Origin of the sequence: Candidatus Leptofilum sp. (genome assembly GCF_965223525.1) — a bacterium.
GTDB lineage: Bacteria > Chloroflexota > Anaerolineae > Promineifilales > Promineifilaceae > Leptofilum.
Genome location: NZ_OZ245005.1, coordinates 2,093,808 through 2,107,064, shown reverse-complemented (window position 1 = coordinate 2,107,064; position 13,257 = coordinate 2,093,808). Strand labels below are relative to the sequence as shown.

Sequence of the window (13,257 nt, the reverse complement as noted above, 5' to 3'; positions counted from 1 at the left end):
TCTCCTCTCACCAAATTGGCGACTACGACTATAAACTGCTACAAATATAAACGTGGATAATCATCTCTTTTCCGTTATTTTCTTACTGAATAAGGGAGTTGGGTGTATTGGGTTGACCCAGGCAAGGAACCGGCCGCCCCAATCGCCCCAGCCACCATTCGGCTTGCCACCAAAACCAGGTGCGGCGACAAAGCAGCTGGCTGTTGGCGACAACATACCAGGCATCATTGACAACGGATAAAGAAGAAACGGCCGTCATCTCCAACGGTGCATCAAATAAAGAGAAATATTGTTCTCCTGCCACATCCGCATCGTATATTCTATTACCCTCTGTGCTGATATAAAAACGGCCGCTTTGCGAGGGAATGGCCAAGTCGGTAATCGTCGCGTCTGGTTCTGGCAACGGCTTCTGAAACCAAGCATCATCAGTGATCTCGCGCCACCAAATTCCACTGTCTGTAGCTACAATCAATCGCTGCCCATCTGCTGCCACTGCATAGATTGCCTCAGCCGACATCTGCTGGATGTCCACTGGCTGCCACTGCTGACCTCCATTTTGGGTCATTAGCAAACCAGCAGGCAAGGTCGTAATATACACGCGGTCTGGAATAAGGGGATTTAGCGCAACTGCCTGCAACATTGCTCTTGCTTCTAGCAATGATTGCGGTTCAAAGCGCGACCATGTTTCACTGGCTGGCATTTTAACAAAGATAGCCTCCTGAGAGAGTGCATAGACGGTTTGATCGGACACAGCCACATCTCGGATCGCTACATCTTGTAGATTGCTGTCGCCTACCGTGCGCCAAGTCAAACCACCATCCAGGCTTTGGTATAGGCCACCAGGCGTTTGGTCAGACAGATATACATGGTTTGGATCATGAGCATCAGCAGCTACCACCCATGAATTTCCCCCAGTTATGCTGGCTGGCACTGCCTCCACAATACGCCAATCGGTTTGGAATGGTGGAATCAAAGCCAGGCTTTGCACCCCCAAAAACAAGCCAACAAGTGCTGCAAGAAGCCACCACTTATTGGCCAGGGCTCGGTAGGTTAAATGTTGCCGATAAACGGCCGTCTTCATTGAACGAGGCAGCTCGCTACGAACCGCCCACAATGCAGCAACCTCATCCAGCCGTAACGAATGATCTGTGGGAAATGAGCGAATAAAGGTCTGCCGACCCTGCAGCGACATATGCTGCACCCACTGAGCTGGATTTTGCCCTTGGCTGGCTGCACTACGCAGCAAAAGTCCCAACGCCCTGTCATCTAAAACAAGACTATCTCTCTGTTTACCAATAATTTGCAGGGCAGAAGCACTCAATAGGATTTCAAGCTGCTGCCAGTTATGTAGCCCTTGGTGTAACAGCTCTTCTGCCTGCTTACGGACAACCGTCTCGTCGCTTAATTCAATGCGCTCGGCCAAAAAATCGTGCGCCAGCTCATAAAGCAGCCCCATTTCAGCCATATCGTAGCGGCGCACCAGGCGATTGTTGACTAACTTTTGTAGGAGCGCCTGCACAGTTTGTGGCGTCACATCTGCCTTTGTTAATTCCGTTAGAAGCGCTTCTTCTGTTTGAGCAACGCGGCGCACGTCGGAGGTCACTAGGCTTTCTAGCAGTTGTCGGGTCAGCACGCGCTCACCCGGAGGCAATTTAAGCTTTAAGAAACGATCTAGATGTTCTGCCAAAATGCCCTCTGTACCACCCTGCGCTTTATACATCTGTTTGGTAATAGTTGTTTGCCCTGGAGGTAAAGCGTCAACCAAAGCTGAACATACCCACTGTAGATGCGCTGGCACAATGACCTTTTGCCCCAAGTCAGCTACCAAATCATTGACTAAACCAGTCTCATATTCGATACCAAACTGTGCAGCGGGGTGCGTGATGACCTTGTGTGCCTCGGCAGCGCGTAAATGCTTTAGCCGGTATTCATTGGCCAAGGGTTCACGCAAAGGGGGTGCCAAATCACTTACCTGGCTAAGATATTCACCGCGCAGGGATAGCAGCCAATGGACGTTTAGCGATCTGTCAGAGAGGCAGTCGGCCAGTTGGTGAACGAAGGGAAGACGGTCTGGCTCTTCTAGCTGGCTAAAGAACTCTTCGAATTGGTCTACAAAGATATAAATTGTGACATCATCACCTAAAATCTCGGTGATTTGGCGAAGAAAGTTGTTGAGTACGGCCGTATCAAACAGGTAATTCTCGCTTAACGCCTTGAGGTCTGGTCTCAGCGCATAAGCAGTCTGGCGCAATTCGGCAATACGGCCGTGACGCTTGCAGTAAAGGATCAGTTCTCTAATTCGGCCGCTTTTGGTTACTGCGGGTAGATCATCTAGATCAATGCCCATATCGAATGCCAAGTTTTGCAGGTCGTCTTGGCTAAATCGGTCACTCATGATGTGACGTAAGGCAGTCAGCACAGATTGGTCTGGTCTTGCGGGCTGAATATCAGTTGTCAATGCCTGACGGGGGCGAAAGCTGTTTTTGAGTGCCTGACCGGGGTCTTGCTTATAAGGGCGTAAGTATAGTGGAAGATGTCCTGCTTCCAGCAGATGGGGGGTCAGGCTGGCCTTTAGTAGAGAGGTTTTGCCTACACCTGATTCGGAATGGAGGATGGTCAGGCGGTTGTTTTGCAGTTGTTCAAGCAATACGGCCGTTGCCTCTTCACGACCAAAAAAAAGGGCGGTATCGCTTAATTCATGAGCCAGCAAGCCTTTGTACGGCTGACCTCGGCTGCTTTCATTTGTTAACCGAACCTGGTCTTCTAACTCTGCCAAAATGTGTTGGAGTCCCGATACCAGATTCCGACCCTCGATACTTTTTTTCTTGGTGGCCGCAACAAGCGCATTTTCTGCCTGCTGTGAGAGATGGCGAAGCGTTTTGAGGATCAGTTGGAAGTCCACAAGAACTCACTACAGAATTAATTTTAGGAAACAAAAACATGGAATTATGTTAACAACATAGTAGGTTCATTCTAAACGAAATGGCTCTGTTTAGCAACGGCCGTTCACGCCCCAATTCCCCGGATAAATAACAGGTACATCCCCAACAGGTAAACGATGATGGTGGCGATGGTGTCTAGCTCTATGAAGAGGAATTTACGCTCGACGCGGGCGAGATTGCCCACCAGCGCCATGTTTGTGAGTAACAGCCCCAGCAGCCCAACTAGCACAAAGTTTTCATCAATTGCTCCCAGGAAACGGCCGTCCAGATAAAAGAAATCTGCAATACCCAGCCCCAGCATGTTGAAAACGCTGGAACCAAACAGATTGCCAACGGCCATGTCAAACGCATTCATCCGCATGGCGGCGAGGGCGGCCAGCAGCTCTGGCAAAGAAGTGACCAAACTAAGCAACGCCGTGCCGACAAAGCCTGTGCCTAGGCCGGTGATTTCGGCAATTTCGGTGCTGGCGCTAACTAATACCGGCACGATGAGGACGAGAACAACGGCCGTAATGCCAAAGCCAATCATTCCGCGACGCAAGGATGGAAAATCATCTGCCGGTTCGGGGGCTGGAGCTTGTTGTTCACCTGGCCCTTTGCTTTCTTGCTGAATGAGCCAGATGCCGCCGAAATACAGCCCAATAATCACCAGGCTGTCCAATCCAACCCAGCCAATCTTCAGGTCTACTTCATCCATGATGGAAATGATGGCTACGAGCATCAAGATAGTGGTGAGCGCGGCCGTGAGCGCATGACTAATGGCAACGCGCCGCAGCAGTGGCAATTGGTAATTGATGAGATCCACAATTGCTAGGAGCATCATGTTCACCATGTTGCTGCCAAAAAAGTTACCCGCCGCCAAGTTAGGAAAGCCTGCCTGGAAGGCACTAATCGAAGCGATGAGTTCAGGCAAAGAAGTGGCTCCTGCCAAAAAAATAGTGCCGACAAACAGCCCGCCCAGCTTAGTTCTGACGGCAATGATGTCGCCATATTCGGCTAATTTAATGGCCGCGTAAACCACAACGGCCGCACTGAGTAAAAATCGTAACCAAACCATAATTTAAGTATGCAAGTTTGCAGGTGGGCAAGTATGCGAGTAGCGAGTGACTTTTGCAGAGCATCACCCGTTCACCTTGTCACTTCACCAATGTCAGCCCCCACGTCTTAGCCACAGGCAGCGCAAAAATGATGCCTTTGTCTGGCTCTGTCAAGTCGCCGAGAACCGCCTCTGTAGCAGAAACGGCCGCTTCTGCCAATTCCAAATCATCAATGACGGTGAACAGGGTGTTGTGCCCCACTCGAGCACTGCCAAACATCTGGCTAAAGCCGACAAAGGCCATGTCGGCACTGTGTCGGCGCAGTACGCGGTGCAGCCCGGTGCTTTCGATGATGGTAACACCGCCCACACCTGCACTTTCCCAAGCGTTGAGGACATCGTTCAAATGGGCTGTATCGTCCAAAACCATCATGAGCATATACATAGTTGCCTCCTAAATTACGCAGGATGCTTTTATTGCGTAATGCGTATTGCGTAGCGACTCTCCGGTTACACAATACGCATTACGCAATATCAAATTCAAATATCTCTCTTTGCTTCTCGATACGCCCAATATGCCTCTTGGGTTTCAGTGAGCCATGCCATCAACTTTTCTTCGTCGTTGGCCTCAATGAGGGCGGCGACCTCGCCCAGTTGGCTTTGGTAATGAGCGATTTGCTGGAGAACGGCCGTCTTGTTCGTCAGCAAAATATCCAGCATCATCTGGGGATCGGTGCCTGAGACGCGAGACGTATCACGAAAGCCAGAGGAGCTAACAGGCCAGAGGCGGTCATCGTCCAGGCTGGCGGCGTTCCGCATGAGCGCGGTGGCCACCATGTAGGGCAAATGGCTCACCACGGCGACCATATTGTCGTGCAAAGTGGGCGGTAAAACCAGTGGATTTGCCCCCAAATCGGCCACAAGCTGGTGGGCGACGGTTTCCATGTGGGGCGTGGTACGCTGCGTGGGGCATAAAATGAAAGTGTGCTGGCGGAACATATCGGGCGTGGCGGCACCAAAGCCCGCCACTTCTTTGCCGCACATCGGGTGGCCGCCAATGGCCTGAAAATTGGCAGTTAGATTGTCCATTGCCTGACAAATGTCGGTTTTGCTGCTGCCCAGATCAAGCACCAGACAGCCATCAGGGCGCAATCTGGGTAATTGGTTCAGCACGTTGACGATGGTGCGGACGGGCGTTGCCAGGACGATTAAATCCGCTTTTTCCACGCCCAAAGCGAGGTCGTCGCTAACAAAATCGGCAATGCGGCCAGCGGCGGCGCGGGTTTTGGGGTTTGTGTCTACGATGGTAAGGTGAAACGGCCGTTGCGGAATTGCCAATCGCCGCGCCAGGCGCAAAGCCAACGCCAATGAGCCACCCATCAACCCCAAACCAACCACACAAATCCGCTCTACCTGCATAGTTGGGGATTATACCGGGATTTCTTACGGCCGTCCCTACACCAAGAGCAGGAAACATTCTCAGATAAGATGCTGAACAATGCTCGAGTTTTTGTTGGTAGGTGGCACGGTGACGACACCGGCCACAGCATAGCGAAGAATACAAAAGTCTTGGAGACTTTTGTATTCTCCAATTGGCGAAGAGGAGAAAACTTGACAGCTCGCGCTGCGCGCGATGGCGGGACTACGCTACCGCTGCGCCCGCCGACCAAAGACCAGAGCCCTATTGAGATGGGGAACGACGCACCCGACAACCCAAAACGTGGCTACGATTGCCAGGACGGAAGCTGAAGCGAAACGCCCCGTGCATATTGTTCTGAATGATGAGCCACGAGCCGCCGCGCACCACGCGCCCAGAATTAGCGTCGTTTGGGTTTTCACGGCCGTCTTGGGCATCATACGGGTAAGGGAAATCCGATTTTTGCCGGGTGCTGCCCCAGATGGTTGATGTCCATTCCCAAACGTTACCGTTTAAGTCAGCGATGTTGGTTTTTGGGGTACGGCCGTCGGGGAAAACCCCTATCGGCGTCGTGGCACGAATGTGGGTTTCAAAGGTGTTGCAGCGGCTCGAACTATATTCTTTGCCCCAGGCATAAATGCGGCCTATCTGCCCGCGTGTGGCGGCTTCCCACTCTGCTTCGGTGGGTAACGCGTACAAATCACCCGTCTGCGCCGACAGCCAGGCACAATAAGCTCTCGCCTCAAACCAGGTGGTGCCCACCACGGGCTGCGCCGGATGATTAAAGCGACTGTCCTCCCAATATTCTGGCTGGCGATATAGCTGGCCGGAAGGAAAACCTTCCTCCATTTTTTTCTCTAATTCTTCAGGGGAAAGACTCTGAAGCCACAACAAGTAATCTATTTGATCAGGCATTGTTTGCAGATTACGAATCCGATCCTCTGACCAATCTGCAATAAGTTGATAATCATCTCTAACGCTCTGTTTGCGCCCCTCACTGTTGCCTTCGCCACGCCGCCAGGCGCGGGCCGCTTCCGTTTGCCACCACTGCTCATCTTCATAGCCGCCTGCTCGCATAAACAGCCGGTATTCTGCATTGGTTACCGGGAAAACAGCCATCTCAAATTCGGCCAGGGTCACGGTATGAGCTGGTTTTTCATTATCATAGCTACTGCCATCGTCGCCTAGCGGGTAATCACCCGCTGCAATCATTGCCAGTGGTGGCAGCAAATAGTCACCATGTGGTCCGCTACGCCGCTCAAAGCGGGGGTCGCCCAGCTCACCCAGCGTCTCTGCCGCCACCATGCGGGCGCGCAAATCAGCCTGCGGGTTGTTAATGCGGGCAATCAGTGCGTCTTGCAGCTGCCGCGTCAGGCGTGGGGAAACAGTCACTTCCGCCGCAGCGGCACAACGAGCGGCCAGCGGCAGGTTGGGCGTCAGCAAATCCCGCACAAACTGCTCCTGGTTTTGGCTCATGGCCGCCGCCAGCGTGGTGGTTTCTTCCCAGCCAGTAGCAGGCAGCCGGGGCAGCGGGTCGCTTACCTCCAGCGCCGCCACCGTCTCGGCCAAAGTGGGCGTCACGCCGTCAACCTGCCAGAGCACGCGCACCAGTTCCGGCTGCGGCTCAACCGCCATAACGCGGGCGGCAAAATATTCCTGAATAAGCTGATGATAGTAGGTGATTTCCCGCCGAGCTATATCTTTGTCCAAAATATTAAGCTGGCAGCCCGCGTTAATAATTGCCTGGGCACTTTCTGGCGGCAGCCACTTTTGCGCCTGCCGCGTTTTGGCGCGCACTAGTCCCGCTTCCTCCGTTTGGCGACCCGCCTGCATCTGGTAAGCTAATTGCTCCAGGCTAGGGATCAGGTCGCCTTCATCTGGCAAAGCGTAGGGATCGGCAAAGGCATTGTGCAAGGTTTGCTGGTAATCGTCCTCGCTGAACAAGCTGCCAGGGGCAAACAAACGATTGCGGCGTTCGGCAATTTCCCGGTACAGGGTGCGGCGCACAAAGCTGGTAAGCAGGGCAGCTTGCCCGGTGGGCATGGTTCCCGTGGCCGCAATCTGGTCTACTAGCAGGCGCAAGAAGAAAGGTGCACTGAACAAGTTTAGCCGCTGCGGATCGTGGCGCAGCACTTCCCAGGCATTTTCAGCGATTTGATCATCTAAATGTAAATGCAAAAATTCCTCAATTTGCCTTGGGCTAAGCGGCTCTACCTGGGTTTGGCGCACCACGGCCACTTCGCCACTCAGCGAAGCGCTGTAATCCAGGCTACGGCAGCTAAAAACGAGCGTATTGCCATATTGCCAGGTACGCTGCCAAAAGGTTTGCCAGCGGCCTATGCGGTCACGGTAATCTGCTTTATCTTTATGAGGCATCTCATTCAGACCATCTAGCAACAGGAGCAGCTTGCCGTTTTCATACAAGGTGCCGAACGCTGGCAAACGGGGTTGGCGAATCTGCCATTCAGCCGCTAGCCAGTCGAGCGGTTCGGGCAGCGGTTGGCTTAAATTTGGTCGGCGGTAGCTGTTGAGCGGCACAAAGAAAGCGACGCACCCGGTGGGGTTTTCTAGCTCTGCCCAGGCATGTTCTAGCTGCAAGCGGCGCAGCAGGGTTGTCTTGCCGCTGCCCGGTTTGCCCAGCAGCACAATCGCTTTGTCGTCAATTTCGGCCAGCAAGGTGGTGAGGCTGCTATATTTTTTGCGCTGGGAGTCTGGGGTAAAGCGAATTCCCTGCGCCTCGGCTCCCTGGTCAACGAGCAGGGTAATTTGCACAAAACGGCTGTCTAATTGGTAGCGTGGTGCTACTAGTTCCAACACGCTCTGCTTGTGGTAGGTCTGTAGTTCTTCAGAAGTAAAATCAGCGTCGGGCTGTTTGGCCTGGCTGCGCCGGATTAACTCATCAATCAGCTCCGCCAGTTCGGTGGGGGAATATCCTTTGTTGAAGATGACGGAGGCATTGGTGCCAATTGCCGCCGCTTCAGCATCCAGGCCGTCTACCTTAATTTTGTCTTGACCAACTTTATCGCCTTGCACATTATCGCTGCTGTCTGTGGGCACGCTGTCCTCCTTGCTGGGTGCATTTTAGCAGAGGCGGGGTCACAATTCCAGTCGGTATATTGGCAGTTTTGGGCGAGGCAGGCGGGGAAATGGTGTTTCGTTTTGGCAGGATCGGTTGCCGCCTGCCTCGCCCCTACCACGGGTTATGCGAGGGGGAGGATGAGGGCGGAGGGATGGGCTGGGTCGTGGTAGATGGTTTGGTGGGCAACGCGCATTTCGATGCCGTGCATGATGGGGTCGTCTGTGCCCAGATTGCGGCTGATGCGGGGGTGTGCACCGCTGGAAACCTGCAAGCGGATGCAGTGGCCGGGCTGGAATTGGTAGGCGGTGGCCCACATATCCACCTCGACGAGCAAGCTGCCGTCTGGCTGGGGTTGGCCACGCCCTGGCTTTATGCGGAAGAGGCCGTCGCAAATGTTGAGGGAACGGCCGTCCGCAGCCACATCACACAAACGGCCGTAAAAATCCGTGTGTTCCAAGCTGGAGTGCACATACAGCCGCAGGCGCACATGGCCGATGATGGTAAGCGGCTGGGTGAGCGGTTGGGTGGTATAGGTCAGCACGTCGGGGCGGGCTTCCAGCGGACGGTTATCTGCCCTGCCTGCCTCAATGGAGAGCAGTGCGCCGCCCAGGTGGGGCGTGGGGTCGGCCGGATCGTAGCGGTATTGGTCTGGTGGCGACTCTGGCGGTAGCTGGTTGGCAGCAAGCTCCGCCAGCGGTTGCAGGTAGAACGGGGTTTCTTGCGCTGGCGGCGGCCAGCTTTCGTACCCTAGCCATTTTTCTGCGCCTTGGAGGTAAATGTGGACGGGATACGGCCGTGTCGCGCCCACCTCCCTCTTCAACTTTGCCGTAAACCAATCCAGCCCTTCACGAACAGCAGCCAACATGCCGGGAAATTCCATGTGCGTCCACGGCCCGATGGTGAGATACGGGTTGCGCCCAGCCGCGCGCAGGGCGGCATAGTCGGCCAGTTGACCCTGGAGGAAAATATCGTACCAACCCGCCACCAGATGAACCGGCACGTCAATTTCTGACACTTTGCCGCGCAAATCAACATTTTGCCAATATGGATCGTCCGGCTGGAAGCGTTCTGCCCACGTCTGGTAAAAATCTTGCGGATGGCCTAGCACCGCCTCGTCGGCGTTTGCTAGCGGCAGTTCTGTTGTGCCAGGGGCGATGCGCTGGTTTTGCACAGGCGCGTAGTAAGAAAGCCCCATTTTTCGCCAGGGCGTCAGGCTATCATCCATCATCGCTTCCAGCAGCAGAATCCAGCGCAGGGTGCGATCCAGCCACATGAAGCCTTCGTCGTTTGGGCCACCCAGGTTAGATTGCGTGATAGCGGGCAGCAGGGCATGCAGATGGAGCGTGCCGGCAGAGGCAGCCGCCCACTGCACAAAGCCGACGTAGCTTTGCCCCCACATGCCGATACGGCCGTTGCTCCAACGCTGCTCCGCAATCCAGGCCAATGTCGCCTCGCCGTCGGCTGCTTCGTTAACGTAGGGTTCAAAGTGACCCTCGGAATCAAAACGGCCGCGCACGTCCTGGCACACCACGTTGAAGCCCCGTTCGGCAAAAAGGGTGGCAAAGAATTGGTTGAGGTTTTTACGGCCGTATGGTGTGCGAATCAAAACTGTGGGTGCAGCGGCCAAATTTGTGGGTCGGTACAAATCGGCAACCAACGTAACCCCATCTGGCATGGGGATGTGCATATTGGGTTCAACACTGTATTTGTTTTGGGGCGGCGGGAGCTTGAGTAGACGGGCAATCAATTGCCGCCGCTGCCGATAGATTGCCCCGCCAGCCGCCACAACCGCTGCCAATCCCAGCCATTTGCTTACGGATTTTGCCATTCGTTTGCGTCTAGATAGATAAGATTGGTCTGGAAGCCCTCATCCTGCCAGGAGATGATGAAGCCTTTGCTAAATTCCTGAAGAGTGACGTCGGCGGCCTGGCGTTCCTGATCTTCTGGCTGACCGAGCTTGACAGCAACGGCCGTGTTGCTATCGTACACATAGCCAATGGCACCTTTGATCAGCTCATCTACCCGAAAATCACCCAGCTCTTGTTGATCAACGACAAAAATATCCAGTGTTTGGTCGTCGTACAGCACGTAGACAGTATTTGTATCTCCGCGCCAAAGCATACGGCCGTTGGCAAATTGCTGCCATACGCTCAAGGGCTGGGTCACGCCGCTTTGGGGGCAGCCAAGCTGAAAGCGATAGGTTGCGTAAGTGGCTGCCCAAGCCGGGTTCACGGGGTCTGGGCAGCTTTCTGGCGTGGGTGTTTGCTGGATTTTCTCTGGATTGGCGACGGCCGTGAACAACGACGTTACCCCAGCCAACTCGCGCTCAAAATTCACCTCCAAAAAGCCAGGTAGCAGCACAAAGATGGCCGGAATGCCCTCGCTGTCTAGCCAGTTAGACACGTCCCCAGCGAGATCTGGATTTGTTTGCACCTCTGGATTGGCCACAAACTCATGCCCGGCAGGGAGGGCGTAATAATGCACCAGCGGGGCAGAAACTAGACTCACAGGTTCGCAAGCGCCGGGGGCAGCCAGCCCTGGCCCGTTCCTGGCTCCCCAGAAAAGCACCGCCGCTGGCTGATTTTCTTCAATGAAATCCTTCAGCAGTTGCGTTTCTGGTTCAGAGAAAACTTCTGCTCCGCCTCCCCCGCCTACAACCTGCCCCAAAACTTCAGGGTTGGGTTCCCAGCGGCAATCCCAGTTGCGGTTCAGGTCTACGCCGTTGGCGTTCAGGCGGCCCGTTACCGTGCCTGGGGCAACCTCTGCATCGGGGCTGAGGTTTGGAATGATATAGAGGGTAATCTCACTGGGAACGGCCGTCATGTTATCTTCAAAATAATCAATTAACTGCTGCGATAGGACGACGGTATTTGGAGCATAGCCATAATGGATACCACCAACCAGCAACAAGATTTCTGGCCCATTGCCAAAGCGCACTACCTCAATCTCTCGGCCACCGACTGAGGTTCCTAACACAATCGTTTCAGACCCGAGAAATTCCGGATCGGGCGTACGGGTTGGCGTGTCGCTGCTGGTTGGGGTAAGCGTGGCTGTGTTGGTGGCTGTTGGCGTGGGCGTGGCGGTAGGGGTTGGTACAACGATGGAGGCATCTAAGTTATTGTAGGCGGCAATGCGTGAAAGCTGTGTGTTCACCGGGATGAGGGGCACATCTTCTGCTAACTGCGCCGACTGTCCATCAATTAAAGCAATAGGGTCTGCTTCATCTGTCTCGCTAAGCTGACACATCCCTTCTAAACAATCTACCGCCCAGATTTCTGTTGTTTGATTAAACTCTACCCCAAAAATACCGTTCACTAAATCTGCTTGGTAACCTGCATCGTGGTAAATATGTACAGCTTTTTCAGATTTAACAAGAATCCGCCCTTCTTCTAACTGAAGCCGAACGGTATCTTCTGAAACGGCCGTTTCTATTAGCAGCTTGGTATTTACATCCAAAATGATGCGGGTGAAGTCTGGCAGCAACAGCTCAATCGGCCCCTGCCCTGTTTGCAACAGCACAGTATCCAGGAAGGGAATACGGCCGTCTTCTGGTAGCTTCTCCAGATTCTCTCCATTTCGCCAGACGGCACTGTCGTGTGCTTGTAACACCAGAATCACGTTGGCAATCGGCGTAGGGGGTCTGGGCGTCTCAGTCACATTCGGAGACGCAGTCGGTTCGATGATCACGGCACGGGATTCCAGCGTGGGTGTGGGTGATTGCCCCAATTGGCTGCCAATGAAAAGTGCCAAAACAACCAACAATGCCAGCCCTAAGCCACCCGCCAGCCACTGCAGGCGTCGCCGTTGTTGTGTCTCCACCGTGGGAGGAACCTCTGGCGTTGGTTTGGTGTCAGAAACGGCCGAACCGAATGAGTAAGAACCTGTTGAATCACCGCTGTCCGTTACCGTGTCGAAGGTCTCTGCTTGGGTGCGAATAAGATCATCCCGCGAGGTCATGTATGCGGTGGGCGATTTCAAGGCAGCATCCAGCAGGTGTGCCAGATGCTCTGCCTTGCGAAAGCGATCTTGCGGATTTTTAGCCATCACTTTCCGCAAAATTTCATCTACTTCAGCCGGCAAATCATCCACAAATCTAAAGACGCTCGGTACTGGTTCATGCACATGTCCCTGGAAGATCATGCCCAGGTTGCCGCTGAAGGGCAGTGAGCCAGTTAACATTTCAAAAACAACGACCCCAAGCGCGTAAATATCGGAACGGCCGTCTAGCTCATCCCCCATTACTTGTTCAGGGCTCATGTACGGCGCAGTGCCTGGTTGTCCTTCTTTGGTAAGCCCCTCTTCCGCTTCACTGTCCTTCACAATGCCAAAATCTGCCAGGTAAGCGTAGCCATCATCATCTAGCAAAATATTGCCCGGCTTGATGTCTCGGTGTACCAATTTCCGCTTATGGGCAGCATCCAACGCCTGCCCAATGCGGCGGGTAATTTGAATCACGTCATCTTTGGGTAAACGCCCTTGCCGAATTCTGCCTGCCAACGTTCCGCCGGTCATGTAGCGCATGACCAAAAATGGCTGCTCATCGGGTCCCTCTGGCAAGTCAAAGTCGTAAAGCGGCACTACAGAAGGATGTTCCAGGCGGGCAATGGTGCGCGCCTCACGCTGAAACCGCGCCCGACGCGACCCTTTTAAGGAATCGGCAGGCAATATTTTGATGGCAACATCTCGTTCAGTTTGGGTATCATAGGCTTGGTAGACTTCCCCCATGGCCCCTTCGCCAATTTTTTCGCCTAATTCATACCGTTTTGGCAACTCTATCATTTCA

At 53.9% G+C, this 13,257-nt stretch carries 7 protein-coding genes; all 7 read right to left on the bottom strand.

What is annotated here, in order from left to right:
- Positions 1-82: 82 nt before the first annotated feature.
- The 7 genes from ACOQPM_RS26040 to ACOQPM_RS26010 all read right to left on the bottom strand — a co-directional run bounded on the left by ACOQPM_RS26040 (position 83) and on the right by ACOQPM_RS26010 (position 13,253).
- Positions 83-2,902, bottom strand: a complete 2,820-nt coding sequence (locus tag ACOQPM_RS26040; protein ID WP_420631315.1) for a hypothetical protein — start codon at positions 2,900-2,902, stop codon at positions 83-85.
- A 104-nt stretch (positions 2,903-3,006) separates the two neighbouring features.
- Positions 3,007-3,999 (bottom strand): sodium:calcium antiporter, encoded by a 993-nt coding sequence (locus ACOQPM_RS26035; protein ID WP_420631314.1) that lies wholly within the window; start codon positions 3,997-3,999, stop codon positions 3,007-3,009.
- 79 nt (positions 4,000-4,078) lie between these two features.
- Positions 4,079-4,423: a hypothetical protein gene (locus tag ACOQPM_RS26030; RefSeq protein WP_420631313.1), complete on the bottom strand. Its 345-nt coding sequence runs from the start codon at positions 4,421-4,423 to the stop codon at positions 4,079-4,081.
- Between the two features lie 95 nt (positions 4,424-4,518).
- Positions 4,519-5,397: a prephenate dehydrogenase gene (locus ACOQPM_RS26025; RefSeq protein ID WP_420631312.1), complete on the bottom strand. Its 879-nt coding sequence runs from the start codon at positions 5,395-5,397 to the stop codon at positions 4,519-4,521.
- A gap of 262 nt (positions 5,398-5,659) precedes the next feature.
- Positions 5,660-8,452 carry an SUMF1/EgtB/PvdO family nonheme iron enzyme gene (locus tag ACOQPM_RS26020; RefSeq protein WP_420631311.1) on the bottom strand — a complete coding sequence of 931 codons (2,793 nt, stop codon included), beginning with the start codon at positions 8,450-8,452 and terminating at the stop codon, positions 5,660-5,662.
- A gap of 143 nt (positions 8,453-8,595) precedes the next feature.
- Entirely contained in the window at positions 8,596-10,302 is a 1,707-nt protein-coding gene (locus ACOQPM_RS26015; RefSeq protein ID WP_420631310.1) for a CocE/NonD family hydrolase, read from the bottom strand.
- The gene (locus tag ACOQPM_RS26010) at positions 10,287-13,253 is read right to left on the bottom strand and encodes a protein kinase domain-containing protein (protein WP_420631309.1); all 2,967 of its coding nucleotides are present in this window, start codon (positions 13,251-13,253) and stop codon (positions 10,287-10,289) included. The genes ACOQPM_RS26015 and ACOQPM_RS26010 overlap by 16 nt, the downstream gene beginning before the upstream one ends.
- Between the last annotated feature and the right edge of the window lie 4 nt (positions 13,254-13,257).